20 protein-coding genes and 1 rRNA gene are annotated in these 25,160 nt (G+C 70.5%); 13 read left to right on the top strand and 8 right to left on the bottom strand.

Going from position 1 to position 25,160, the window contains the following annotated elements; translation table 11 throughout:
- Positions 1 to 399 precede the first annotated feature (399 nt).
- Entirely contained in the window at positions 400 to 1,356 is a 957-nt protein-coding gene (locus Q2K21_RS02075) for an HhH-GPD family protein (protein WP_310763336.1), read from the bottom strand.
- A gap of 554 nt (positions 1,357 to 1,910) precedes the next feature.
- Entirely contained in the window at positions 1,911 to 2,219 is a 309-nt protein-coding gene (locus Q2K21_RS02080; RefSeq protein WP_310763337.1) for a hypothetical protein, read from the bottom strand.
- A 159-nt stretch (positions 2,220 to 2,378) separates the two neighbouring features.
- Here Q2K21_RS02080 and Q2K21_RS02085 point away from each other — a divergent pair, with 159 nt between their 5' ends.
- Positions 2,379 to 3,173 (top strand): hypothetical protein, encoded by a 795-nt coding sequence (locus Q2K21_RS02085; RefSeq protein WP_310763338.1) that lies wholly within the window; start codon positions 2,379 to 2,381, stop codon positions 3,171 to 3,173.
- 7 nt (positions 3,174 to 3,180) lie between these two features.
- Here Q2K21_RS02085 and Q2K21_RS02090 read toward each other — a convergent pair whose 3' ends face one another.
- The 3 genes from Q2K21_RS02090 to radA all read right to left on the bottom strand — a co-directional run bounded on the left by Q2K21_RS02090 (position 3,181) and on the right by radA (position 6,399).
- Entirely contained in the window at positions 3,181 to 3,534 is a 354-nt protein-coding gene (locus Q2K21_RS02090) for a DUF6204 family protein (protein ID WP_310763339.1), read from the bottom strand.
- Between the two features lie 249 nt (positions 3,535 to 3,783).
- A complete protein-coding gene (gene disA, locus Q2K21_RS02095) occupies positions 3,784 to 4,908 on the bottom strand; it encodes a DNA integrity scanning diadenylate cyclase DisA (RefSeq protein ID WP_310763340.1) in 1,125 nt (374 codons plus the stop codon).
- Positions 4,909 to 4,989: 81 nt separating this feature from the next.
- On the bottom strand, positions 4,990 to 6,399 hold the full coding sequence (gene radA / locus Q2K21_RS02100; protein ID WP_310763341.1) for a DNA repair protein RadA: 1,410 nt from the start codon (positions 6,397 to 6,399) through the stop codon (positions 4,990 to 4,992).
- 386 nt (positions 6,400 to 6,785) lie between these two features.
- On the opposite strand from radA, the gene Q2K21_RS02105 reads away from it, so the two are divergent.
- Positions 6,786 to 8,519, top strand: a complete 1,734-nt coding sequence (locus Q2K21_RS02105) for an RNA polymerase sigma factor (RefSeq protein WP_310763342.1) — start codon at positions 6,786 to 6,788, stop codon at positions 8,517 to 8,519.
- Between the two features lie 58 nt (positions 8,520 to 8,577).
- On the opposite strand, the gene Q2K21_RS02110 is transcribed toward Q2K21_RS02105, so the two are convergent.
- A complete protein-coding gene (locus Q2K21_RS02110) occupies positions 8,578 to 9,426 on the bottom strand; it encodes a hypothetical protein (protein WP_310763343.1) in 849 nt (282 codons plus the stop codon).
- A 71-nt stretch (positions 9,427 to 9,497) separates the two neighbouring features.
- On the opposite strand from Q2K21_RS02110, the gene Q2K21_RS02115 reads away from it, so the two are divergent.
- From Q2K21_RS02115 to ilvD, 4 genes are all read left to right on the top strand, one after another.
- Complete coding sequence (locus Q2K21_RS02115; RefSeq protein ID WP_310763344.1) at positions 9,498 to 10,430, top strand: Ppx/GppA family phosphatase; 933 nt, start codon at positions 9,498 to 9,500, stop codon at positions 10,428 to 10,430.
- 469 nt (positions 10,431 to 10,899) lie between these two features.
- The gene (locus Q2K21_RS02120) at positions 10,900 to 11,724 is read left to right on the top strand and encodes a sugar phosphate isomerase/epimerase family protein (protein WP_310763345.1); all 825 of its coding nucleotides are present in this window, start codon (positions 10,900 to 10,902) and stop codon (positions 11,722 to 11,724) included.
- Between the two features lie 16 nt (positions 11,725 to 11,740).
- The gene (locus Q2K21_RS02125; protein WP_310763346.1) at positions 11,741 to 12,406 is read left to right on the top strand and encodes a TetR/AcrR family transcriptional regulator; all 666 of its coding nucleotides are present in this window, start codon (positions 11,741 to 11,743) and stop codon (positions 12,404 to 12,406) included.
- A gap of 124 nt (positions 12,407 to 12,530) precedes the next feature.
- Complete coding sequence (ilvD, locus tag Q2K21_RS02130; RefSeq protein WP_310763347.1) at positions 12,531 to 14,384, top strand: dihydroxy-acid dehydratase; 1,854 nt, start codon at positions 12,531 to 12,533, stop codon at positions 14,382 to 14,384.
- Positions 14,385 to 14,511: 127 nt separating this feature from the next.
- On the opposite strand, the gene Q2K21_RS02135 is transcribed toward ilvD, so the two are convergent.
- Positions 14,512 to 16,626 carry a serine/threonine-protein kinase gene (locus Q2K21_RS02135; RefSeq protein ID WP_310763348.1) on the bottom strand — a complete coding sequence of 705 codons (2,115 nt, stop codon included), beginning with the start codon at positions 16,624 to 16,626 and terminating at the stop codon, positions 14,512 to 14,514.
- 181 nt (positions 16,627 to 16,807) lie between these two features.
- Between Q2K21_RS02135 and Q2K21_RS02140 the strand changes: the two genes are divergently transcribed.
- From Q2K21_RS02140 to proC, 6 genes are all read left to right on the top strand, one after another.
- Positions 16,808 to 17,113, top strand: coding sequence for an SH3 domain-containing protein (locus Q2K21_RS02140; protein WP_310763349.1), 306 nt, complete (start codon positions 16,808 to 16,810; stop codon positions 17,111 to 17,113).
- Between the two features lie 54 nt (positions 17,114 to 17,167).
- Complete coding sequence (locus Q2K21_RS02145) at positions 17,168 to 17,668, top strand: EamA/RhaT family transporter (RefSeq protein WP_310763350.1); 501 nt, start codon at positions 17,168 to 17,170, stop codon at positions 17,666 to 17,668.
- 71 nt (positions 17,669 to 17,739) lie between these two features.
- Positions 17,740 to 18,516, top strand: a complete 777-nt coding sequence (locus Q2K21_RS02150; protein ID WP_310763351.1) for a class I SAM-dependent methyltransferase — start codon at positions 17,740 to 17,742, stop codon at positions 18,514 to 18,516.
- 203 nt (positions 18,517 to 18,719) lie between these two features.
- Positions 18,720 to 19,595 carry an ABC transporter ATP-binding protein gene (locus tag Q2K21_RS02155; RefSeq protein ID WP_310763352.1) on the top strand — a complete coding sequence of 292 codons (876 nt, stop codon included), beginning with the start codon at positions 18,720 to 18,722 and terminating at the stop codon, positions 19,593 to 19,595.
- Positions 19,592 to 20,392 (top strand): ABC transporter permease, encoded by an 801-nt coding sequence (locus tag Q2K21_RS02160; protein ID WP_310763353.1) that lies wholly within the window; start codon positions 19,592 to 19,594, stop codon positions 20,390 to 20,392. The genes Q2K21_RS02155 and Q2K21_RS02160 overlap by 4 nt, the downstream gene beginning before the upstream one ends.
- A 250-nt stretch (positions 20,393 to 20,642) precedes the next feature.
- On the top strand, positions 20,643 to 21,455 hold the full coding sequence (gene proC, locus Q2K21_RS02165) for a pyrroline-5-carboxylate reductase (protein ID WP_310763354.1): 813 nt from the start codon (positions 20,643 to 20,645) through the stop codon (positions 21,453 to 21,455).
- A gap of 52 nt (positions 21,456 to 21,507) precedes the next feature.
- Here proC and trpS read toward each other — a convergent pair whose 3' ends face one another.
- Complete coding sequence (gene trpS / locus Q2K21_RS02170; RefSeq protein WP_310763355.1) at positions 21,508 to 22,506, bottom strand: tryptophan--tRNA ligase; 999 nt, start codon at positions 22,504 to 22,506, stop codon at positions 21,508 to 21,510.
- A gap of 838 nt (positions 22,507 to 23,344) precedes the next feature.
- Here trpS and Q2K21_RS02175 point away from each other — a divergent pair.
- Positions 23,345 to 24,870 (top strand): 16S ribosomal RNA (locus tag Q2K21_RS02175).
- The last annotated feature ends 290 nt before the right edge of the window (positions 24,871 to 25,160 follow it).

The following is a 25,160-nucleotide window of genomic DNA, read 5'->3' on the forward strand; positions in this document are numbered from 1 at the left end:
AACCGCCTCCGTTCCCCGTTTTCCGACTTCGTCCGCCGGCCGCGCCCACAGCCGGGTGCCGGTTTCTCCAAAGCCTGTGAGCCTGTGTCAGCTCGTGTACCGCGCCTTCCGCGGTACGCCTATGAAGTTACGGAGGGGTTGTCACGGGGGTGTCCGAAGAAGCCTGCGGGGAGCGCTCGGCTGTCCGTCGGTTGTGTAACAGCCGTGGGAACGGGGTAAGGGTGCGCAGGAGTTGGGGTGGTTATGGGGTGATTTGTTCCCCTCGCGGGCACGTGATGCTGTGACAGAGCAAGGCGGGGGATGTGGGCGGGCTGAGATCCGGGCGCGCGCGGACCGCCCGGGCGCTGTGGGACGGCGGGCGCTTGCGCGGGGCCGTCGTCACGCCCGGGCGGGGCGGCTTCAGGTGAGCGGGAGGCGGTACAGGCCGCCCGGCAGGGGCTCCACCAGGCCGTCGGAGACCAGGCCGTCCAGGGCACGGGCGCGCTGCACCGGCTCGTCCCACACACGGTCGAGGGCGGACTGCGGGACCGGGGTCACGGCCTCCCGCAGCACGGCCAGGAGCCGGCCGCGCACCTGGCGGTCCGTTCCCGCGTATGTCTGGCCGCGGCGCGGCGGGCCGTCGTGCTCCGGCTTCCCGGCCAGCTGCCAGGCGCACTGTGCGGCGATCGGGCACCGGTGGCAGGTCTCGTTCTTCGCGGTGCAGACCAGCGCGCCCAGCTCCATGGAGGCGGCGGCCCAGCGGGACGCCGTGTGCGCGTCCTCCGGCAGCAGCGCGCGGGCGAGCTTGCGCTCGGCGGCGGTGGTGGCGTTGGGCGGGTACTGGACGCCGGTGATCGCGCGTGCGAGGACGCGGCGCACGTTGGTGTCGAGGACCGCGTGCCGCTGGCCGTACGCGAAGGACGCGACGGCCGCGGCCGTGTACTCGCCGATGCCGGGCAGGGCGAGCAGCTGGGCGTGCTCGGTGGGTACGTCGCCGCCGTGCCGCTCCGTTATGGCCACGGCGGCGCCGTGCAGACGCAGCGCGCGGCGCGGGTAGCCGAGGCGGCCCCAGGCGCGGACGGCCTCGCCGGGCGGTTCCTTGGCGAGGTCGGCGGGGCGGGGCCAGCGGGCGATCCACTGCTCGTAGACGGGCAGGACACGGCTGACCGGCGTCTGCTGCAGCATGAACTCACTGACCATCACGCCCCAGGGGCCGGCTTCCTGGCGCCGCCAGGGCAGGTCGCGGGCGTGCTCGTCGAACCAGGCGATGACCGGGGCGTGCAGGGCCCTGTCGGCGACTTGGCCGGTTGGGGCTGCCTCCGGGGGCTGGGCGGGAGTGGGGGCGGGGGCGGGAGTGGGCGTGGTGGGTGCAGTCATGACGAGTTCGATCCTGCCACGCGAGGGGCCGTGGGGTGGGGGACCGGCTCGGGGTGGGGGTGGTTGTGTCGGTGGGGGTTGCCTCCGGCGGTTCGACCGGGGGTTCGACCGAGGGTTCCTCGGGCCGGGGCATGGCGCGCTGTCGGAGGGGGGGCCGGTTGTGTGGTGGCCGACCGCTCGGTGTCGGTGCGCCTGCGGCCGGCCGGCCGGTGGGTCGGGGCGGGGGCCCGGGCGGGGCGTGGCGCTGTCGGAGGGGGGTGGGTCCGGTTGTGGTGGCCGACCGCTCGGTGTCGGTGCGCCTGCGGCCGTGGGTGGGGCGGGGCCGGGTCGGGGGTATCCGTCCTCGGTCCGGCGCGAAGCCGTCTGGTGGGAAGGCGCCCGGTGGTGCGCGCCGGCCGCGGCGGGCGGACACCCCCGCCCCGTCCCCTTCCGCGCGTACGCGGCTGCGGGTGGGTGCGCTCTCCGGGTTGGGGCCCTTTACGCCGTGGGGCGGCTGCGGGCGCGCACGCCCTCCGAGTTGTGAGTGCGGGTACGGCCTTCCACGTAGCCGGCGTTCAGTTGCCGCTCGGCTGCTGGGGGACCGTGGTGGGCTGAGGGTGGGGCGCTCTCTCCTGGGCCATCGACTTCACGGTGTTGGAGACGGCCTTGATGCCCAGGTACGCGGTGGTCATGCTGCTGACGGCGGTGAAGGCGGCCGTCAGGACGCCGACGATCACCGACTTGTCGCCGCCCAGGCGCCAGACGCCGAAGATCGCGACGCCGGAGATCGCGAGGTTGCTGACGACCACCGCGAGCAGGCCGTAGCGAGCCCGGTCCTTCTCCAACTCGACGTCCCGCATGGCCCTCGCCTCGTCCCGGCTCATGATCCCCCCTACATGGCTGCGTCGACCAGGCAGAACGTAGCGCCCGGGAGGGGGCATGCCAAGTTCCCAAGCCCTTCGCGAGATGATGATCCGGAAAAGTTGGGGCTACGGCGGCGGGTGGGGCAAGGCGCGGCTCCGTTCTCTCGTACAGTTTGCGCCGTGGGATCTCTGCGCAATCCGGTCGGGCCGCTTCCCTCCTCCATCTACTGGCGACGGAGGGCCGTACTGCTGTCTGTGCTCGCCCTGTTGGCGCTGCTCGTCGCCTGGGTGGTCACCTCAGGCGGTGGCGGGGGAAAGAACAGCGCGGGCGGTTCGGACGCGAAGCACCCCACGTCGTCGATCACGCCAGGTCCGTCCGGTACCGGGCCCGCGATCAGCCAACACCCGGGCGGGCGCGACGAGTCGACCGGTGGGGACGGTTCGGGGTCACCCGGGGCCGGCGATTCCGGTGGGGCGGACTCCGGATCCGGTGGGCCGGACGACGGGGCCGGAGGCAGCGACGGCAGCGGCTCCTCCGGCGGTCAGTTGCCGGCCGGTTCGGGCTCGTCACTGCCCAACTGCACCTCGAACGCTGTCGAGTTGACGCTGAAGAGCGCCCACAACGCGTACGCGCCCGGAGACACCCCCACCTTCGATCTGATCGCCAAGAACTCGTCCGGCACCGACTGCAAGGTCGACCTCGGTCCGAAGAACGCGGTGCTGACGATCACTCAGTCGGGCAGTGACGACGACATCTGGTCCTCGGCCGACTGCCCGAGCGGTTCGGGAAGCGTGCTGTTCCGTGTGCCCGCGAACAACCAGGTCGCCTACACGGTGAAGTGGGACCGCAAGTCGAGCGCCCCGGACTGCGCGACGCCTGCGGCGGGTTCGGCGTCGGCGGGCACGTACCTGGTGGAGGTGAAGGCCTCCGGCTTCCCGAAGGTCCAGACGTCGTTCGTGCTGTCGAAGGACTAGATTCCGGTCAGGATTCCCTGAGCGCCCGGCGTTGACGCTTGCCGAGCGGTGCCTGGGAGAGGTCCTCGGCCTTGGAGCGGAGGTTCCTGTAGCCGTAGCCGCGTTCGTCGAGCCAGGCCTTCGCGGCCTCTTCGGCGCGTTCCGTCGCCTCCAGGATGTCCTCCTCGGCCTCGCCCGAGTCCAGGAAACGGAAGGTGAAGGCGGGGCGGGCGGAGACGTCGTAGCTGAGGTGGCCCTCCGGGGTGAAGGCCGCGCGCAGCACGTCGTGCTCCGCGGCCCGGGCCAGGAGTTCGGCCCGTTGACCGTCGTCGAGCCCGTCGAAGACGCCGCGGACCATGATGCGGAAAGTGCGGGTGCTCATCCTCCGAACGTAGACGCGGGGGCGGCGTGCCTCCACTGGGTTTTCGTCGGCCTCCTGCCCCCCGCCCCCTTCACCCGCGGGTTTCAGCCGAGTCCAGCTGCATCCGGCCCATCCGGGGCTGCCCCTGCGCGAAGAGCTCGGGGGACTTGAGACGAGGCCGTTCAGGCCGACGGGGGTCCGGGGTCGAAGCCCCTGGGGCGGTCGCGTCTGCACCGAGTGCCGGATGACATGGGGCCGGTCGGCCGGAGGCTAGACGTACCGCTCCAGGATCGAGGACTCCGCCAGTCGCGACAGCCCCTCCCGCACGCTGCGGGCGCGGGCCTCGCCGACGCCGTCCACCGTCTGGAGGTCGTCGACGCTCGCCGCGAGCAGCTTCTGGAGGCCCCCGAAGTGCTCCACCAGGCGGTCGATGATCGCGCCGGGCAGCCGCGGGACCTTCGCCAGCAGCCGGAAGCCGCGCGGGGAGACCGCCGAGTCGAGGGCCTCGGGGGAGCCGGTGTAGCCCAACCCGCGGGCCACCGTGGACAGTTCGAGGAGCTCGGCGTGGGTCAGCGCGTCCAGCTCGGACAGTGCCTCGTCGACCGTGCGGGAACGCTTCGCGGTGGGCTCGGGCACGTAGTCGCGGACCACCAGTTCGCGCTCCGGTTCCACGCCCGCGATCAACTCGTCCAGCTGGAGGGCGAGGAGGCGGCCATCGGTGCCCAGTTCGACCACATATTCCGCGATTTCGGTGCGGATGCGGCGGACCATCTCCAGTCGCTGTGCCACCGCCGAGACGTCCCGGACCGTGACCAGGTCCTCGATCTCCAGCGCGGAGAGCGTGCCGGCTACCTCGTCCAGGCGGAGCTTGTACCGCTCAAGGGTGGCCAGGGCCTGGTTGGCGCGGGACAGGATCGCCGCCGAGTCCTCCAGGACGCGGCGCTGTCCGTCGACGTACAGCGCGATCAGACGCATCGACTGGGAGACGGAGACCACGGGGAAGCCGACCTGCTTGCTCACCCGGTCCGCCGTACGGTGGCGCGTGCCCGTCTCCTCCGTCGGGATCGTGGGGTCCGGCACCAGCTGCACCCCGGCTCTCAGGATCTTCGACAGATCCGAGGAGAGCACGATGCCGCCGTCCAGCTTGCACAGCTCCCGCAGGCGGGTGGCCGTGAACTCGACGTCCAGGACGAAACCGCCCGTGCACAGCGCCTCGACGGTTTTGTCCGAGCCGAGCACGATGAGACCGCCCGTGTTGCCGCGGAGCACCCGCTCAAGGCCGTCACGTAGGGCCGTACCGGGTGCCACGGCGCTCAGTGAGGCGCGCATCAGGCCATCGGCACCGGAACTCCCACCGGACTTTCCGGGAGCTGCTGCCCGGTCGTTGGCTGCCACTGCACTCCTCCGGTCGCAGGTTCTTAGGCGCTCCCATGTCGCACACTCGGTTCGTATGGACGGGCGAGACCAGGGCAAAGTCTACCGGCGGTCCTCCTCGTCCCGTGGGGCCTCTCGACGACGGGAGCGCGGAAGGACCCGCAGGGCGTCCCCCATGTCCGCCACTTCCAGCACCTTCATCCCGGGCGGGACCTTGCCCGGGTCGGTCGGTACGAGCGCGTGCGTGAAGCCCAGACGGTGTGCTTCGGCCAGTCGGCGCTGGACCCCCGTGACCCGTCTGACCTCGCCCGCCAGGCCCACTTCGCCGATCGCCACCAGGTTCTTCGGCAGCGGGGTGTCGCTCGCGGCGCTCGCCAGCGCGAGCGCGATCGCCAGGTCCGCGGCCGGTTCGGAGAGCTTGACCCCGCCGACGGTCGCGGAGTAGATGTCCCGCTTGCCCAGTGCGCTGATGCGGCCGCGCTGTTCCAGGACGGCGAGCATCATCGAGACGCGGGAGGTCTCCAGGCCGGATGTCGTACGCCGCGGGGAGGGGATCTGCGAGTCGACGGTCAGTGCCTGGACCTCCGCCACCAGGGGGCGGCGGCCCTCCAGGGTGACGGTCAGACAGGTGCCGGGGACCGGCTCGTCGCGGCGGGTGAGGAACAGGCCGCTGGGGTCGGCCAGGCCCGTGATTCCCTCGTCGTGCAGCTCGAAGCAGCCGACCTCGTCCGTCGCGCCGTATCGGTTCTTGACGCCCCGTACGAGGCGCAGGCGCGCGTGCCGGTCGCCCTCGAAGTGCAGGACGACGTCCACAAGGTGTTCGAGCAGGCGCGGGCCCGCGATCGCGCCGTCCTTTGTGACGTGGCCCACCAGGAGGGTGGACATGCCGCGATCCTTGGAGGCGCGGATGAGTGCCCCGGCGACCTCGCGCACCTGGGCCATGCCGCCGGGCGCACCGTCGATCTCGGGGGAGGCGACGGTCTGTACGGAGTCGAGGATGAGGAGCGAGGGCTTCACCGCGTCCAAGTGGCCGAGTACGGCGGCCAGATCGGTCTCGGCGGCCAGGTAGAGGTGGTCGTCGATGGCCTTGATGCGGTCGGCGCGCAGGCGCACCTGGCTCGCCGACTCCTCACCCGTCACATACAGCGTGCGGTGCTCGTCGCTCGCCGCCTTGGCCGCGACGTCCAGCAGGAGGGTGGACTTGCCGACGCCGGGCTCGCCGGCGAGCAGCACGACCGCGCCCGGCACGAGCCCGCCGCCGAGGACCCGGTCCAGCTCGGGCACGCCGGTGGAGCGGGCTGTGGCCTGCCGCCCGTCGACCTGGCCGATGGGCACGGCGGACGTCGTCACCCGGCCCGGGGTCGTCGTCCGTACGGCGGACGCACCGTACTCCTCGATCGTCCCCCAGGCCTGGCACTCGGGGCAGCGGCCGAGCCACTTGGCCGTCTGCCAGCCGCACTCGGTGCAGCGGTAGGACGGCCGGTCCTTGGTGGTTTTCGTACGGGCAGCCATGGACGAAACCGTAGCGGGGCCCACTGACAGAGGAGGAACCGCCAGGGACGGAGGGGGCCACGGCCGGGGGTGGAGGGGGTGCCGTCGGCGGCCGGCAGGGGTGCCGTCGGGGACGGACGGGGCGCTTGTCGGAGACGGAGAGGCGCTTGTCGGGCACGGAGAGGGGGCATCTTCTGAGGGCCGGGCGCGGGGCGCCGTCGAAGGGATACTCCGGCGCGGCCGGGGAATCATTGCCGGCCCTGGAGGCGCACTCCGTGCACCCTTCCCCGGAGTGAGCTGCGGAATCCACCGCTCCTGTCCCCTTATGAGGGATCGTTTCACCCGTACGGAGTAAAAGTGCGCAAGGGGGAAGAAGGTGCCACCCTCAGGCGCCTACGGTCGCACAGGTGATGAGCAGCAGGCGGCAGACCTCGACGCACGCCACCGGCGCACACCGGGCGCGCGGACACGCGCGCAAGCGGGGCAGCGTGCCTCGTAGCGCTGACACCCGCACCACGGCACAGCACCCGCCCCCGCGCTACGAGCCCTATCTGGACGGACTGTTCACCTATTGCCTGTCCGTGCTGTGTGACCACGACGCGGCGACCGCCGCCCTGGGGGAGGCCCTCGCACTCGCCGAGCGCCGCGGCACGCGCGGCCCGAGCGCCCCCGATGACCGCCGCGCCTGGCTGTACGCCCTCGCCCGCTGGTCCTGTCTGCGCAGCCTCGCCGACGCCCGGCGCCGTCAGGGCGGACACGCCGCCGGGCGCGACCGCGGCAGCCGTGGGCACACGGAGGCCGCCGACCGGCGCGCGGCCGAGGCGATCGGCGCCGTGCCCCTCTCGGAGGAGGCCCAGGAGCAGCGCCGGCGCGAGCTCGCCCGGCTCGCCTGGCCGGAGGCCGCCGGCACCACCCCCGAGCAGCGCGAGGCACTCGAACTCGCCGTACGCCACCAGCTCGCCGCCCACGAGGTCGCGGCCGTGCTGGGCATCAGCCTCGCCTCCGCGCGCGAGCTCCTCGCCTCGGCTGCCTGCGAGGTCGAGCGCACCCGTGCCGCCCTCGCCGTCGTCGAGACGGGCACCTGTCCGAGCGTCGCCGGGTTCACCGGCGACCAGCAGTTCGTCCTCGGCGCCACCCTGCGCCGCGAGCTCGTCCGGCACGTCGACGACTGCCCGCGCTGCCGCCGCACCGCGGAGCGCGCGGTCCCCGGCCGGTGGCCCGGCACCAGCGTCACACCCGCCGCGCTCCCCGTACTGGAGGCCCCGCGCGCGGCCCTCCACGTCGCGATGGCGCATGCCCCACGCGCGCGGGGCAGTGCTCCCCGCTTCGACCGGCGCGGCTTCCCCATGGACCCGAAGGACCACGCGGACCGCCGCGACCGACTGCGCGCGCGTGCCGTCACCACGACCGTCGTCGCCACCGTGGTCGCCGCCCCCGTCCTCGCCCTGTGGGCCGCTTATCGCGGCGCGCCCCTCATCGGCGAGGGCACCGACGGCCGCACCGTCACCGCGCGCGAGGTGCACGGCTCCGACACGCTCGGCGGTGAGAACGCGGACGACTACGAGAACGCGGGCAACGCCAGTACGAGCCCCGGCGTCCGCTTCGGCCGGGACGGGCGTTCGCCCGACGTCTCCGTCGAGGTCATCGGCGTGAAGACGGCTGCGCCGGGGGCGGGACATCTCACGGTCACGGCCGGGAACGACGGCACCACGACCCTCATCACGCTCAAGGCGTCCGGGAGTTCACCGGTCCGCTGGTCCGTGTCCACGGGTGTCTCCTGGCTCTACCTGAACCGGTCCTCCGGCACGCTCGCCCCAGGGGAAACGTTCACGGTCCGGGTGTACGTCGACCACCTCCGCGAGCCGGCCGGTCCCTGGCACGCGCGCGTGGCGGTGGCACCCGCGGACGCCGTGGTCTCGATCGACGGATACGGGGCGGCGGGCCCGTCCGACCCGCGCCCCACTCCCACGCAGACCGACCCGCCCGGTCCCGTGCCGAGTGATCCGTCCCCGACCGCCCCGGACCCCACGCCCGGTGACCCGACCCCGACGGACCCGACACCCACGAGTCCGCCCTCCTCCGACCCGCCGACCCCGACACCGACGCCTACGGACAGCGCGACGCCGAGCCCGTCCTCGTAGGCGGAGGCGGAGGTGGGGGCGGGACGGGGGATGGGGGATGGGGGACGGGGGAATGGTTTCAGTCCACCGGATCCGCAGGGTGCGGTGCCACCAGCGGCAGCTGGGAGGCCAGTCGCTGCTCGCAGAGCTCGACCAGGCGGTCGTACCCGGCCTTGCCCATCAGCTCGGTCAGCTCGGCCCGGTACGAGACGTACACCGGCTCGCCCGCGCCGTGCGCCGACGTCGCCGAGGTGCACCACCAGTGCAGATCGTGGCCGCCCGGCCCCCAGCCCCGGCGGTCGTACTCGCCGATCGACACCTGAAGGACCCGGGTGTCGTCGGGCCGGTCGATCCACTCGTACGTCCGGCGGATCGGCAGCTGCCAGCAGACATCCGGTTTCGTCTCCAGCGGCTCGCGGCCCTCCCGCAGCGCCAGGATGTGCAGCGAGCAGCCCGCCCCGGCCGGGAAACCGGGCCGGTTCTGGAAGATGCACGAGCCCTCGTACGGGCGGGTCTGCCGCGAGCCCTCGTCGTCCTCCGCGACCCAGCCCGTCTCCATGCCCACGTCATGGTTCTGCCAGATCTCGGGCGTGAGCCGTGCCACGTGTTCGGCCACCCGCTTCTCGTCGTCCTCGTCCGAGAAGTGCGCCCCCAGAGTGCAGCACCCGTCGTCCGCGCGGCCCGCCTGGATGCCCTGGCAGCCGCTTCCGAAAATGCAGTTCCAGCGCGAGGTCAGCCATGTCAGATCGCACCGGAAGACCTGCTCGTCGTCGGCGGGATCCGGAAACTCCACCCACGCGCGCGCGAAGTCGAGCCCCTTCTCGTCGCTCGCCCTCGGGGCTTTCTTGGACCTGGACGCCCTCACCTGCGAAGAATCCTTCGATCCCTTGGAGGATTTGTCGGGTTTCGCCTTCTTCGTCTTTGGCACGCATCCAGGGTAAGTGGCCCGGGTCCGCTCCGGGGACTGTGGATCGTCGTACTGGCAGTAGCGTTCCGTACATGAGACTCGGTGTCCTCGACGTGGGTTCGAACACGGTGCATCTGCTGGTGGTGGACGCCCACCCCGGCGCGCGCCCGCTGCCCGCGCACTCGCACAAGGTGGAGCTGCGGCTCGCGCAACTTCTCGACGAGAGTGGGGCGATCGGTCCCGAAGGGATCGACAAGCTGATCGCCGTCGTCCTGGACGCCCTCCAAGCGGCCGAGGACAAGGGTGTCGAGGACCTGCTGCCCTTCGCCACCTCCGCGGTGCGCGAGGCGAGCAACGCGGACGACGTCCTGGCTCGGGTCAAGGACGCCACCGGCGTCGAGCTCCAGGTGCTGACCGGCGAGGAGGAGGCGCGGCTGACCTTCCTCGCGGCCCGCCGCTGGTTCGGCTGGTCGGCGGGCAAGCTGCTCGTCCTCGACATCGGCGGCGGCTCGCTGGAGATCGCGTACGGCATGGACGAGGGACCCGACGCGGCGGTGTCACTGCCGCTCGGCGCGGGCCGGCTCACCTCGGCCTGGCTGCCCGGGGACCCGCCGGACCCGGCCGACGTGAGGGCGTTGCGCCGCCATGTGCGGGCGGAGATCGCCCGTACGGTCGGCGAGTTCAGCCGCCTTGGGTCGCCCGATCATGTCGTCGCCACGTCCAAGACGTTCAAGCAGCTCGCCCGCCTCGCCGGTGCGGCGCGCTCCGCGGACGGGCTGTACGTGCAGCGGGAGCTGAAGCGGGAGTCGCTGGAGGGGTGGGTGCCGCAGCTCGCCGGGATGACGGCCGAGCAGCGCGGGGACCTCCCGGGCGTCTCCGAGGGCCGCGCGGGGCAGCTCCTGGCCGGGGCGCTGGTCGCGGAGGGCGCGATGGACCTGTTCGGCGTGGAAACGCTGGAGGTCTGCCCCTGGGCGCTGCGGGAGGGCGTGATCCTGCGCCGGCTGGACCATATGTCGACGGATTAGCCGGAGCGGCGGGAGCGGCCGGGCGGGGGCGCGGTCTCGGCGGGGGCCGGGGCGGGGACGGGTCCAGCGGTGCTCGGGCGGTGGCGAGGGTTTGGGGCTGCCGGGCGGGCGCGGCGGGAGTCACGGTCGAGTACGGGCGCGGCGGTTGTCGGGGTCGAACGGGAGCTCGTCCGTAGTCACGGCCGAGGGTGGCCACGGCGGTCGTCCCGGTCGAGTGCGGGCGCGGCGGTCGTCCCGGTCGAGCGCGAGCCCGGTGGGCGTCACGTCGAGCGTGAGCCGGGCCGGAGTCGCGTTCGAGTACGCACGTGGGCTGCTGACGGACGCAGGCCCGGTGGGAACGGGTGCGCGAGCCGAGCCGGAGGGGGAGATCTCCCGTCGGCGGCCGTATCCGGTCGCTGTGCCGCTTCCCACACCCCCCTGCACCGCCACCGGCCCCCATGTCAATGCGACGCCCCGTACCCTGTCCCTCGTGGCAGATCCAGTGGTGCGCATCCCGGATGCGAAGGTCGCCCTGTCGACGGCCTCCGTCTATCCGGAGTCGACGGCGACGGCCTTCGAGATCGCCGCGCGCCTCGGGTACGACGGGGTCGAGGTCATGGTGTGGACCGACCCGGTCAGCCAGGACATCGAGGCACTGCGCCGTCTCAGCGACTACCACCAGGTCCCCATCCTCGCCGTCCACGCCCCCTGTCTGCTGATCACCCAGCGCGTCTGGTCCACCGACCCCTGGGTCAAACTCCAGCGCGCCCGCGTGGCCGCCGAGAAGCTCGGAGCCGGCACGGTCGTCGTCCATCCGCCCTTCCGATGGCAGCGCCAGTACGCCCGCGACTTCGTCGAGGGCATCTGGCGCATGGCCAACGAGACGGACGTGCGGTTCGCCGTCGAGAACATGTACCCGTGGCGCTACCGCGACCGCGAGATGCTCGCGTACGCCCCCGACTGGGACGTCACGAAGGACGACTACCGCCACTTCACGATCGACCTCAGCCACGCCGCGACAGCCCGTACCGACGCCCTGGAAATGCTCGACCGCATGGGCGCCCGCCTCGGTCACGTCCACCTTGCCGACGGCAGCGGCTCCAACAAGGACGAGCACCTCGTCCCCGGCCGCGGCGTCCAGCCCTGTGCCGAGGTCCTGGAGCGGCTGGCGCTCACCGGCTTCGACGGGTACGTCGTCATCGAGGTCAACACCCGCCGGGCCATGTCGGGCGCGGAGCGCGAGGCCGACCTCGCGGAGGCCCTCGCCTTCACACGCCTGCATCTCGCATCGGCCGTCAGGGTGCCCCGTCGGTGAGCGAGGTGTTCCGCCCGTGACCGGAGCGACCGGCAAGACCCGAGCGACCGGAGAGACCGGCGAGACCCGAGCCGGTCCCGCCCGCCGCGGCAGGGGACGGCCCAGCCGTACGGAGACGGCGGCGGCCCCCGCCACCCGCGACCGGATCCTGGAGGCGGCCCGCGAGGAGTTCTCCGAACGCGGCTACGAGAAGACGTCCGTGCGCGGCATCGCCAAGGCGGCCGGTGTGGACTCCGCGCTCGTGCACCACTACTTCGGCACCAAGGAGCAGGTCTTCGAGGCAGCCATCGAGGTCGTCTTCGCGCCCGCCCTCAGCGCGCCGGACGAGATCGCCAAGGGACCCCGCGAGGCCGTCGGCGAGCGCTTCACCCGCTTCGTCCTCGGCGTCTGGGAGAACCCCATGACCCGTACCCCGCTGCTGGCGATCGTCCGCTCCGCCGTGAACAACGACACCGCGGCGGCCGTCTTCCGCCGCCTGGTCGCCGCACAGCTGCTGCGCCGCATCGCGGGACAGCTCGACCTCCCGGACGCGGAGCTGCGCGCCGAACTGGCGGCCGCCCAGCTGGTCGGGGTCGCGATGCTGCGGTACGTGATCAAGGTGGAGCCGCTGGCGTCGGCCGACCTGGAGCAACTGGTGGCGCGGGTGGCACCGGTGGTGCAGGGACACCTGCTGAACCCCTGAAGCGTGCATCAGGAATCCGGAGTCCCTGAAACACGCGTCCCGCATTCCGGACACTTGCGTCCGTACCTTGGAGCACCGGCGTACGCTCGACAAGAGTCAGAACTCTCCGAAGGAGCGAGCGACGATGCCCGAGCTGAGGTCCCGCACAGTCACCCACGGCCGCAACATGGCGGGCGCCCGCGCCCTTATGCGTGCCTCCGGTGTACCCGGTGCGGACATCGGACGGAAGCCGATCATCGCCGTCGCCAACTCCTTCACCGAGTTCGTGCCGGGCCACACCCACCTCCAGCCGGTCGGCCGGATCGTCTCCGACGCGATCCGCGAGGCGGGCGGCATCCCGCGGGAGTTCAACACGATCGCCGTGGACGACGGCATCGCGATGGGCCACGGCGGCATGCTCTACAGCCTCCCCTCCCGCGACCTGATCGCGGACAGCGTGGAGTACATGGTCGAAGCCCACTGCGCCGACGCCCTGATCTGCATCTCCAACTGCGACAAGATCACCCCGGGCATGCTGAACGCGGCCCTGCGCCTGAACATCCCGACGGTCTTCGTCTCCGGCGGCCCGATGGAGTCCGGCCGGGCCACCCTGGTCGACGGCACGGTCCGCACCCTCGACCTGGTCGACGCCATCTCCGACGCCGTGAACGACAAGGTCTCCGACGAGGACATCCTCCGTATCGAGGAGAACGCCTGTCCGACCTGCGGCTCCTGTTCCGGCATGTTCACGGCCAACTCGATGAACTGCCTGACCGAGGCGATCGGCCTCTCCCTCCCGGGCAACGGCTCGGTCCTGGCCACGCACACCGCCCGCAAGGCGCTGTACGAGGACGCGGCCCGCACGGTCATGGACCTGACCCGCCGCTACTACGAGCAGGACGACGAGTCGGTCCTGCCCCGCAACATCGCCACCTTCGCGGCCTTCGAGAACGCCATGGCCCTCGACATCGCGATGGGCGGATCCACCAACACGATCCTGCACCTGCTGGCGGCGGCCCAGGAGGCGGGCGTCCCCTTCGGACTGGCGGAGATCGACGCCGTCTCCCGCCGCGTGCCCTGCCTGGCGAAGGTGGCCCCGAACGTCGCCAAGAACCGCACCTACTACATGGAGGACGTGCACCGCGCCGGCGGCATCCCGGCCCTCCTCGGCGAACTGCACCGCGCGGGTCTGCTGAACGAGGACGTGCACGCCGTCCACAGCCCGTCCCTGGCGGACTGGATGAAGACGTGGGACGTCCGCGGCGGCTCCCCGTCGCAGGAGGCGGTCGAGCTCTGGCACGCGGCCCCCGGTTGCGTCCGCTCCGCCGAGGCCTTCTCCCAGTCCGAGCGCTGGGAGGCCCTCGACGAGGACGCCGAGAACGGCTGCATCCGCTCCGCCGAGCACGCGTACTCGAAGGACGGCGGCCTGGCGGTCCTCAAGGGCAATCTCGCGGTCGACGGCTGTGTGGTGAAGACCGCGGGCGTCGACGAGTCGATCTGGCAGTTCGAGGGCCCGGCGGTCGTCTGCGAGTCGCAGGAGGAGGCCGTCCAGAAGATCCTGACCCAGCAGGTCAAGGAGGGCGACGTCGTCGTCATCCGCTACGAGGGCCCCAAGGGCGGCCCGGGCATGCAGGAGATGCTGTACCCGACCTCGTACCTGAAGGGCCGCGGCCTGGGCAAGGCCTGCGCGCTGATCACGGACGGCCGCTTCTCCGGGGGCACGTCGGGCCTGTCGATCGGCCACGCGTCCCCCGAGGCGGCCTCGGGCGGCACGATCGCCCTGGTCGAGGACGGCGACCGCATCCGCATCGACATCCCGAACCGCACGATCGAGCTGCTGGTCGACGAGGCCGAGCTGGCCCGCCGCGAGCAGGCACTGGGCGGCGTGTACGCGCCGAAGAACCGGGACCGGAAGGTGTCGGCCGCGCTGCGGGCGTACGCGGCGATGGCGACGAGCGCCGACAAGGGCGCGGTGCGGGACGTGTCCAAGCTGGGCTGAGTCCGAGGGACGTGTCCAGGCCGGGCTGTGTGCGCGGTCGTGTCCAAGCCGGACTGAGTTTCTGACGCGCGGGGCCGCCACCCTCCACCGAGAGGGGGCGGCCCCTTCGCGTGCGCCGGCTCGCGTCCTACCAGCGGGCCGGGTCGCGGCCGTCCACGGCGAAGACGGTCCCGTCGGGTGCGGCGGCGTAGACGCGCCCGTCGGAGACCATGGGGGCGGTAAGCGCGGCCACCACCTGAGCCGGGTTCGTGCCGGGGCGCGGCCGGGTCTGCCCGAGGAAGGCCCCCGTGCGGGCGTCCACGGCCAGCAGGCGCCCGTCGGCGGTGGTGACGTACACGTGGTCGGCGTCGGCGACGGGTGCGGAACCCCGGCTGACGGACGTTTCCACGTGCCACAGCCGCTTGCGCGCGTCCATGTCGACGGCCTCGAGCGAACCGCCGGCGGCAAGTATGTAGACGACGTTGCCGCGTACGGTGGCCCGGGCGTCCACGGGCGGGACGGGCAGCGCCACGCGGCGCGAGGTCTTGGACTCCGGGGTGTAGCGGATCACGGCTTTCGCAGTGCCTTCGGCGCTGTCGACCGAGAGGAAGTAGACCGAGCCGTCCGCGGAGCCGACGGGCTGGAGCGCTCCCTTCAGCCGTGCGTCCCACCGCACGTCGCCCGTGCCCGGGTCCACGGCGGTGACCCGGGTGCTCGACCCGTCAAGGGAGATGCTCGTCGCGTAGGCAGGCTGATCCGGGGCGAAGGAGGCGACGGAGGCGAAGGAGGCGAAATACGGAACGCTCTGGCCGGGAATCCGTCGCTTCCACTTCATCTCGCCCGAGGAACTGTCCACACCGGTGACCTTCCCGTCGGCGCCGGTGAGCAGGAGCATGCCCCCGGCCGGCCGCAGACCGCCGTACGCGGGCATGTCCCGCTGCCAGCGCGTCGCGCCCGAAGCCGGGTCGAGGGCTTCCAGGTGCCGCCGCTGGTCCGTCAGCGGCTGGACGAGACCGCCTGACACGACCGGTGGTCCGTTCCGCAGCGTCCTGGTGACGGAGTGCCGCCACAGCAGGCTGCCGTCCGACGGGTCGAGGGCGTAGACGAGCCCCGGCTGGGCACAGACCAGCTTCCCCGGTCCGTACGAGCACTGGGGCATGCCCCCGTCGGCGGAGACGGGGTCCGCCTCCCACCCGGCGAACGCGGCCCCCGTCGACGTCCCGCGCGCACCGGTGTCCTTGCCGCTGCTCCCCTCGAACAACCGGACAGAGGCGAGCGCACCACCCGCGACGAGGGCCAGCGCGACGGCGGCCACGACCGCGTTCCGGGGCACGCGCTTCTTGGACCGCCGTTCCGGCTTCCGCGGCTCGGGCTTGGGCACATCGGCCACATCCGCCGTGCGCTGGGCCGGTATGAAGGCCTGCGTGTCGTACGAGGCCGCCACCGACCGCAGGTCCCGCATCAGTTCGTCGGGGGAGGGCCGGTCCTCGGGCTCCTTGGCGAGGCAGCGCAGCACCAGCGGCGCGAGGTTCTCCGGTACGCCGGTCAGGTCCGGCTCGTCGTGCACGACCTGGTAGGCGACGACGTACGGGCTGTCGGAGTCGAACGGTCCCCGCCCGGTCGCCGCGTGCACCAGCACGGATCCGAGCGCGAAGATGTCCGCGGCGGGGCCGACCTCCCGCGGCCGCCGGAACTGCTCCGGAGCCATGAACGGCGGCGTGCCGATCAACTTGCCGGTCTCGGTGCGCAACTCGCTGTCCTTCGGCCGGGAAATGCCGAAGTCGATGACCTTCGGCCCGTCCTCGGCGAGCAGCACATTGCTCGGCTTCAGGTCCCGGTGCACGACCCCGACCCGGTGGATGTCGCGCAGCGCCTCCGCGAGTCCGGCCATGAGCCGGCGCAACTGCGCGGCGTCCATGGGGCCGTTCCGCTTCACATGATCGGACAGGGTGGGGCCCGGAATGAACAGCGTGGCCATCCAGGGCCGTTCGGCCTCCGGATCGGCGTCGACGACGGGCGCGGTGAAGGCGCCGCTCACCCGCCGCGCCGCGGCCACCTCCTGCCGGAACCGCCCCCTGAACTCGGGATCCCTGGCGAACTCGGCGTGTACGACCTTGACCGCGAGTTTCATCCCCGAGGTGCTGCGGGCCAGGTGGACGACGCCCATGCCGCCGGAGCCGAGACACGACTCAAGATGGTAGTGACCGGCGTATTCGGGAAGTTCCGCTTCCGCGCCCGCTCCGGTGTTGCGCTGTGGCGCCATGGAACCACCCCCGTGCTGTTCGTCCGCGCGCGCGACGCACGGAGCCTAGTCGATGACTCGTACGAGACCGACGCGACTTGCTAGCCTCCGCGTGTCAAGTGCGTACATGTGTTTAATGGCGTACTTCAGGGAATCAACGGGACCCCATGGCAGTCATGGGGTCCAACGGGGGAGGTTTTGCATGTCTGTTGACCATGTGGAAGAAGCCGAGGGCGCCGAGGCTCTCGCCGCCGCGACCATCAAGACGTACGCCGTCGCTCCCGGCGTCCGCCTCAATGTCCGCAGCGGACCCGGCACCAACTACACCATCGTGCGCATGCTGCCCGAGGGTTCCCGCGTTCCGATCTACTGCCAGACGCCGGGTACGACCGTGACGGGTCCGTACGGCACCTCGAACATCTGGGACAACGTCAGCAATGGCGAGTACGTCGCGGACGCGTACGTGAACACGGGCAGCGACGGTTACGTCGCCTCGCGCTGCGGCTGAGCGGAGCCGGACGGCGGCGGGGACCCGGTGGTCGGCCGGAGTGATAATCGACGTGTGAGCGACGAGAACGGCAAGAACGGCACTCCGGACAACCCCACGGGCCCCCGCCCCGAACCGATCCGCTTCTTCGGCACGACGTGGGTGGACCACGACGGCGACTACGCGGCCCGCCGTGTCGCCGTGTCGGCCGGTTCACTCGTGGCCGCCGCGGCCGCCTGCCTCGTCCTGCGCTTCGCCTACCAGGGCCTGCAGATCGCCGACGTGGGCAAAACCGTGACCCTGATGGTCGTCGTGATGTTCGCGGTGTGCAGCGCGCTGGCGTCCGGCCACACCTGGGGATCCTTCACCAAGCGCCCCGACCCGGACCGCCAGGCCTCCCTCCGCGGCCTTCTGGCGATCGGCTTCATCGGCTCGCTGCTCGCGTACTTCGTGCGCTCGCTGAGCGAGGCACCCGGCGAGAAACTCCACCGCGAGGAGTACGAGACGGCCCGCGCCGCCCACGACAAGCGCGCCTCCCGCCGCACGGGGAACCCGGCCCGCAGGCGCCGCTCCTGACCTGGGCGCCGGCCGCCCCTCCCGCCGGAAACCGCTGTGCCCGGCGCCCCCGCCCCGCCAGCATGGTTCGTATGACCGCGCCTTCCCGCTCCGTGCGAGCCCAGTCCTTCAACGCCGCAGCGGCCCAGTACGCCGCGAACCGCCCCTCCTACCCGCCCGCCCTCTTCGACGCCCTGGAAGACCTCGCCGCCCGCCCCCTGGCCGGCGCCCGGGTCGCGGACGTCGGCGCCGGTACCGGTATAGCCACCGCTCTCCTCAAGGCCCGCGGCGCGCACGTCGTCGCCGTGGAGCCGGGCGACGGCATGGCGACCCAGTTCCGCCGCACCCTCCCCGACGTCCCCCTCCTCCGCGGCGACGGCAACGCCCTTCCCCTCGCCACCGCCTCCACCGACTTCCTCACCTACGCCCAGGCCTGGCACTGGACCGACCCAGCCCGTTCGGTCCCGGAGGCCCTGCGCGTCCTGCGCCCGGGCGGGGCGCTCGCGCTGTGGTGGAACATGGACGCCCAGGACGTCCCGTGGATCGCCGAGCAGGCGGACCGCATCGGGCGGTACTTCGGCAGCGAACAGGCTTCCAAGAGCGGCGCCGGCGGCAGTCGCACCGAACTCGCCTTCGCGGGCGCTCCCGAGGTCCCGCCCCACATCCGCCACGTCGTCCGCTGGAGCCGCACGGTCTCCGTCGACACCCATCTCGCCAACATCGGCAGCCATTCGATCTTCCTCGTCCTCGGCGAGGAGCGCTCGAACGCCTTCTTCACCGAGGAGCGGGAGCACCTGCTCAACGCCTTCCCGGACGGCGTCGTCGAGGAGGTCTACGACGTGGAACTGATAGTGGCGACGCGCGCGTAGGCACCGGTACGACGCTCACGCACTCACCGCGGCCACCGCGCCCGCTCACGGCGCTCACCGCGCTCGCGGCGTTCACCGCCCTTGCCGCCGCACTCACGGTGCTCACCGCGCCGGCTCGTCACGGCAATCACCTCTTCCTCCCCTGCCACCCTCCCCCTCGCGAACCCTTGACGCCCAACCTCATTGCGCGCAATATTCATCACATGATGAATATAAGGCGCCGCCGTCCCCCTGACTCTCCGACGCCAACCCCGAACGCGAACCCGAACTCGAACGCGAACCCGACCACCGAGCCCCTCCCCACCGCCCCGGCCATCCGCGCCGAGCACCTCACGGTCGTACGCGGCTCCCGCACCGTCCTCCGCGACCTCGGCTTCACCGTTCCCCGCGGCCGGATCACCGGCCTGCTCGGCCCCTCCGGCTGCGGCAAGTCGACCCTCATGCGTTCCATCGTCGGCACCCAGGCCAAGGTCGTCGGCACCCTGGAAGTCCTCGGCCTCCCCGCCGGCGACGCCTTCCTGCGCTCCCGCGTCGGCTACGTCACCCAGGCGCCCTCCGTCTACGTCGACCTGACGGTGCGCCAGAACCTCGACTACTTCGCCGCGATCCTCGACCCCGGCCGAGCCGCCGCCGACCGCCGCCGGGAGAACGTCACCCGTGCCATCGCCGACGTCGACCTCACCTCGCACGCCGACGCCGTCGCCGGCACCCTCTCCGGCGGCCAGCGCAGCCGCGTCTCCCTCGCGGTCGCGCTCCTGGGCACCCCGGAACTCCTGGTCCTGGACGAACCGACGGTCGGCCTCGACCCGGTCCTGCGCCGCGACCTCTGGCGTCTCTTCCACACCATCGCGGCCGACCGAGGAGCCACACTCCTCGTCTCGTCCCACGTCATGGACGAGGCCGAGCGCTGCCACCACCTCCTGTTGATGCGCGAGGGCGAGATCCTCGCCGACGACACCCCGGACGCCCTGCGCACCCGTACGGGAGCGGAGACGGTGGAGGAGGCGTTCCTGCGCCTGGTGGACGACGCGGCGGCGAAGAAGACGGCCGGACACGCGGCAAAGGAGCCGGTCCGATGACCACGACCACGACCACGACCGCAACCACGACCCGGATCCCGCACCCGACCGGGAGCACCCTCACCTACTCCCGCGCGACGGCAACCGCCACCAGGGTCCTGCGCCAACTCCGCCACGACCCGCGCACGATCGCGCTGATGATCCTCGTCCCGTGCGTGATGCTGTTCCTGCTGCGCTACGTCTTCGACGGCAGCCCGCGCACGTTCGACTCGATCGGAGCCTCGCTCCTCGGGATCTTCCCGCTCATCACGATGTTCCTGGTGACCTCGATCGCGACCCTGCGCGAACGCACCTCCGGCACCTTGGAACGCCTCCTCGCGATGCCTCTGGGCAAGGCCGACCTGATCGCGGGCTACGCACTCGCCTTCGGCACCCTGGCCATCGTCCAGTCGGCCCTGGCGACGGGCCTGGCGGTCTGGTTCCTGGGCCTGGACGTCACGGGCTCCCCCTGGCTACTGCTCCTGGTGGCCCTCCTGGACGCCCTGCTCGGCACGGCCCTGGGCCTGTTCGTCTCGGCCTTCGCGGCCTCCGAATTCCAGGCGGTCCAGTTCATGCCGGCGGTGATCTTCCCCCAACTGCTCCTCTGCGGCCTGTTCACCCCCCGCTCCGCCATGCACCCGGTCCTGGAGGCCATCTCCGACGTCCTGCCCATGTCGTACGCGGTGGACGGCATGAACGAGGTCCTCAGGCACACCGACATGACGGCAACGTTCCTACGGGACGCGCTGGTGGTGGCGGGCTGCGCACTCCTGGTACTGGCCCTGGGCGCGGCAACACTACGACGCCGGACGGCATGACCCATCGAGCCCGTCTGGGGGTCCCCCCTGCTCGAAGAGCTTGGGGGAGTTTGAGGACGAGGCCGTCAAGGCCGACAGCGGGGTCTGGGGGGCGGCAGCTCCCAGGTACGGGACGGTATGGGCGGCGGGGGCGAAACCCTCCACGGCGACCACCCACGACGTCCCGCCCCTCGGACAACCCACCCAAGCCGACGACCCCGGTGCGAGGATGAACCCGGACGACGACGCAACCCCCGGAGGGCCCCGCACCATGACCCAGAAAGTCGCAGTCCTCGGCACCGGCAAGATCGGCGAAGCCCTGCTGAGCGGAATGATCCGAGCCGGCTGGACCCCCGCCGACCTCCTGGTCACCGCCCGCCGCCCCGAGCGAGCCGAAGAACTCCGCACCCGTTACGGCGTCACCCCGGTCACCAACGCCGAGGCCGCGAAGACCGCCGACACGCTCATCCTCACGGTCAAGCCCCAGGACATGGGCACGCTCCTGGACGAACTCGCTCCCCATGTGCCCACCGACCGCCTGGTCATCAGCGGCGCCGCGGGCATCCCCACCTCCTTCTTCGAGGAACGCCTCGCCGCCGGCACCCCCGTCGTCCGCGTCATGACGAACACCCCCGCCCTCGTCGACGAGGCCATGTCCGTCATCTCCCCGGGAAGCCACGCCACGGAGGCCCACCTCGCCCACGCCGAGGAGATCTTCGGCGCGGTCGGCAAGACCCTCCGTGTCCCGGAGTCCCAGCAGGACGCCTGCACCGCCCTCTCCGGCTCGGGCCCGGCGTACTTCTTCTATCTGGTCGAGGCGATGACCGACGCCGGCATCCTGCTCGGCCTGCCCCGCGACAAGGCCCACGACCTGATCGTCCAGTCCGCGATCGGCGCGGCGGTGATGCTCCGCGACAGCGGGGAGCACCCCGTGAAGCTCCGCGAGAACGTCACCTCGCCCGCGGGCACGACGATCAATGCGATCCGCGAACTGGAGAACCACGGGGTGCGTGCCGCGCTCATCGCCGCGCTGGAGGCGGCCAGGGACCGCAGCCGCCAACTGGCGTCCGGCAGCAACAGCTGACCGATCGCACCCGCAGTCCACCGCCCGTTCCCGGGCGGTGGACGCCACGCCTTCACGAGGCCGGCAGCAACCCGATCGCCCGGTACGCCGCGTCCACCCGCGGCCGGGCCAGCGCCCTGGCCCGCTCGGCACCGGTCCGCAGTACCCCGTCGACGTATCCGGGATCCGCGCACAACTCCCTGTGCCGTTCCTGCACGGGCCGCAGCAGCTCGACCACGGCCTCCGCGGTGTCCTTCTTCAAGGCGCCGTACGTCGTATACGCCCCGCTCAGCGCTTCCGGGTCCGCACCCTCGCACGCGGCGAGAATCTCCAGCAGATTGGCGACGCCCGGCCGCGCGTCACGGTCGTACACGACGTCCGACCCGCTGTCGGTCACCGCCCGCATGACCTTCTTCCGCACCACATCCGGCTCGTCGAGCAGATAGACGATCCCCGGCCCCGAGTCGTCCGTCTTCCCCATCTTCGACGTCGGCTCCTGCAGATTCATGACCCGGGCCGCCACCTCCGGACGGGTCGCCCGAGGCACCACGAACGTGTGCCCGTAGCGCTGGTTGAACCGCACCGCGAGATCCCGCGTCAGCTCGACATGCTGCGACTGGTCTTCCCCCACGGGCACCTCGTCCGTCCCGTACGCCAGGATGTCCGCCGCCATCAACGCGGGATACGTCAGCAAGGACAGCCGCACACTCAGGCCCCGCTCCCGCTCGCGCGCGGTCTTCTCCTTGTACTGGATCATCCGGCGCATCTCGCCGTCGGTGGCCACGCACTCAAGCACGTACGACAGCCGGGAGTGCTCGTCCACATGGCTCTGCACGAAGAGGGTGCACAACTCCGGATCGAGCCCCGTCGCGAGCAACAGCGTCGCCGCCTGCCGGCTGAGCCTGCGCACCCGCGCCGGATCGTGGTCCACGGTCAGCGCATGAAGGTCCACGACGCAGAACAGGGACTCGGCCCGGTGCTGGTCCACATCGGCCCACCGCCGCATGGCGCCCAGATAGTTCCCCAGCGTCAGATGCCCGGTCGGCTTGATCCCGCTGAACACCCGTGTCATCTCTCCACCTCCTGGCCAGGGCCACCGCGACCGGTCGGCCGCCCCTCCTGGAGGGAGATACGAGAACGGCCGCCGGGGCGGCGGCCGTTGAGTGCATACGTGAGTACGGCCGCCGTCAGGCGGCCCACCACTGCTGGGTGCACGTACGCGAAGTCATGACAACGAGACTACGCCTCACGGGGCCGGTGCGGGGCCGAGTTGACACACCCCGACCCGATCCGTAGTGTTCTCCGGGTTGTCCGACGTGAGCGCCGACTCCGGTCGGTCCCCGGACAGCCATTCCGCAAGTATCAGCCGAGAACCGGCGCTTCGTCGTCGTGTTCATTGGCATGCGTATTTTCGGAATGAGGAATCCGCGTTCGAGCTTTCGTGAGGGCGTAGCCCCCGATTAGCTCGGGAGTGAGGAATCCGCTAGAGTCTCACTCGTCGGAACGGCCGAAAGGCCCGGGAAGACAACCCGGTTGACAGGGAGTCAGGCCCCAAAGGGAACTGAGGGATCTGATAGAGTCGACACCGCCGGAAAGGGAAACGCGAGAGCGGGAACCTGGAAAGCACCGAGGAAATCGGATCGAGAAAAGATCTGATAGAGTCGGAAACGCAAGACCGAAGGGAAGCGCCCGGAGGAAAGCCCGAGAGGGTGAGTACAAAGGAAGCGTCCGTTTCTTGAGAACTCAACAGCGTGCCAAAAATCAACGCCAGATATGTTGATACCCCGTCCGTCGGAACAAATCCGATGGTCGAGGTTCCTTTGAAAAACACAGCGAGGACGCTGTGTGCGAGGGGACTATTCCTCCTCTCGCACCGCTCTCGTGGTGTTGAACCGGATTACCGGTAAACATTCACGGAGAGTTTGATCCTGGCTCAGGACGAACGCTGGCGGCGTGCTTAACACATGCAAGTCGAACGATGAACCACTTCGGTGGGGATTAGTGGCGAACGGGTGAGTAACACGTGGGCAATCTGCCCTGCACTCTGGGACAAGCCCTGGAAACGGGGTCTAATACCGGATACGAGGTTCGGAGGCATCTTCGAACTTGGAAAGCTCCGGCGGTGCAGGATGAGCCCGCGGCCTATCAGCTTGTTGGTGAGGTAATGGCTCACCAAGGCGACGACGGGTAGCCGGCCTGAGAGGGCGACCGGCCACACTGGGACTGAGACACGGCCCAGACTCCTACGGGAGGCAGCAGTGGGGAATATTGCACAATGGGCGCAAGCCTGATGCAGCGACGCCGCGTGAGGGATGACGGCCTTCGGGTTGTAAACCTCTTTCAGCAGGGAAGAAGCGAAAGTGACGGTACCTGCAGAAGAAGCGCCGGCTAACTACGTGCCAGCAGCCGCGGTAATACGTAGGGCGCAAGCGTTGTCCGGAATTATTGGGCGTAAAGAGCTCGTAGGCGGCTTGTCACGTCGATTGTGAAAGCCCGAGGCTTAACCTCGGGTCTGCAGTCGATACGGGCTAGCTAGAGTGTGGTAGGGGAGATCGGAATTCCTGGTGTAGCGGTGAAATGCGCAGATATCAGGAGGAACACCGGTGGCGAAGGCGGATCTCTGGGCCATTACTGACGCTGAGGAGCGAAAGCGTGGGGAGCGAACAGGATTAGATACCCTGGTAGTCCACGCCGTAAACGGTGGGAACTAGGTGTTGGCGACATTCCACGTCGTCGGTGCCGCAGCTAACGCATTAAGTTCCCCGCCTGGGGAGTACGGCCGCAAGGCTAAAACTCAAAGGAATTGACGGGGGCCCGCACAAGCGGCGGAGCATGTGGCTTAATTCGACGCAACGCGAAGAACCTTACCAAGGCTTGACATACACCGGAAAGCATTAGAGATAGTGCCCCCCTTGTGGTCGGTGTACAGGTGGTGCATGGCTGTCGTCAGCTCGTGTCGTGAGATGTTGGGTTAAGTCCCGCAACGAGCGCAACCCTTGTTCTGTGTTGCCAGCATGCCCTTCGGGGTGATGGGGACTCACAGGAGACCGCCGGGGTCAACTCGGAGGAAGGTGGGGACGACGTCAAGTCATCATGCCCCTTATGTCTTGGGCTGCACACGTGCTACAATGGCCGGTACAAAGAGCTGCGATACCGTGAGGTGGAGCGAATCTCAAAAAGCCGGTCTCAGTTCGGATTGGGGTCTGCAACTCGACCCCATGAAGTCGGAGTCGCTAGTAATCGCAGATCAGCATTGCTGCGGTGAATACGTTCCCGGGCCTTGTACACACCGCCCGTCACGTCACGAAAGTCGGTAACACCCGAAGCCGGTGGCCCAACCCCTTGTGGGAGGGAGCTGTCGAAGGTGGGACTGGCGATTGGGACGAAGTCGTAACAAGGTAGCCGTACCGGAAGGTGCGGCTGGATCACCTCCTTTCTAAGGAGCACTTCTTACCGGGTTCTTCGGGACACGGTCAGAGGCCAGTACATCGGCGAACGTCCGATGCTGGTTGCTCATGGGTGGAACGTTGATTATTCGGCCAGGACCTCGGGTCGGAGGCTGCTAGTACTGCTCGTAAGAGCGTGGAACGCATGATCTCCGGACGGGAGCTGGCCGGGCACGCTGTTGGGTGTCTGAGGGCACGGCCGCAAGGTCTGTCTTCGATGCCGGCCCCGGTGAAGCACCAAGGTTTTGGTGTGTGACGGGTGGTTGGTCGTTGTTTGAGA

It is taken from the genome of Streptomyces sp. CGMCC 4.7035 (genome assembly GCF_031583065.1).
Taxonomy (GTDB): Bacteria; Actinomycetota; Actinomycetes; order Streptomycetales; family Streptomycetaceae; genus Streptomyces; species Streptomyces yaanensis.

Excerpts from the sequence above, each read along its gene's own strand:
- Q2K21_RS02135 (WP_310763348.1), bottom strand. The coding sequence starts at position 16,626 with ATGGCGCCACAGCGCAACACCGGAGCGGGCGCGGAAGCGGAACTTCCC.
- Q2K21_RS02080 (WP_310763337.1), bottom strand. The coding sequence starts at position 2,219 with ATGAGCCGGGACGAGGCGAGGGCCATGCGGGACGTCGAGTTGGAGAAG.
- Q2K21_RS02140 (WP_310763349.1), top strand. The coding sequence starts at position 16,808 with ATGTCTGTTGACCATGTGGAAGAAGCCGAGGGCGCCGAGGCTCTCGCC.
- Q2K21_RS02160 (WP_310763353.1), top strand. The coding sequence starts at position 19,592 with ATGACCACGACCACGACCACGACCGCAACCACGACCCGGATCCCGCAC.
- trpS (WP_310763355.1), bottom strand. The coding sequence starts at position 22,506 with ATGACACGGGTGTTCAGCGGGATCAAGCCGACCGGGCATCTGACGCTG.
- proC (WP_310763354.1), top strand. The coding sequence starts at position 20,643 with ATGACCCAGAAAGTCGCAGTCCTCGGCACCGGCAAGATCGGCGAAGCC.
- Q2K21_RS02115 (WP_310763344.1), top strand. The coding sequence starts at position 9,498 with ATGAGACTCGGTGTCCTCGACGTGGGTTCGAACACGGTGCATCTGCTG.
- radA (WP_310763341.1), bottom strand. The coding sequence starts at position 6,399 with ATGGCTGCCCGTACGAAAACCACCAAGGACCGGCCGTCCTACCGCTGC.
- ilvD (WP_310763347.1), top strand. The coding sequence starts at position 12,531 with ATGCCCGAGCTGAGGTCCCGCACAGTCACCCACGGCCGCAACATGGCG.
- Q2K21_RS02155 (WP_310763352.1), top strand. The coding sequence starts at position 18,720 with ATGATGAATATAAGGCGCCGCCGTCCCCCTGACTCTCCGACGCCAACC.
- Q2K21_RS02075 (WP_310763336.1), bottom strand. The coding sequence starts at position 1,356 with ATGACTGCACCCACCACGCCCACTCCCGCCCCCGCCCCCACTCCCGCC.
- Q2K21_RS02090 (WP_310763339.1), bottom strand. The coding sequence starts at position 3,534 with ATGAGCACCCGCACTTTCCGCATCATGGTCCGCGGCGTCTTCGACGGG.
- Q2K21_RS02150 (WP_310763351.1), top strand. The coding sequence starts at position 17,740 with ATGACCGCGCCTTCCCGCTCCGTGCGAGCCCAGTCCTTCAACGCCGCA.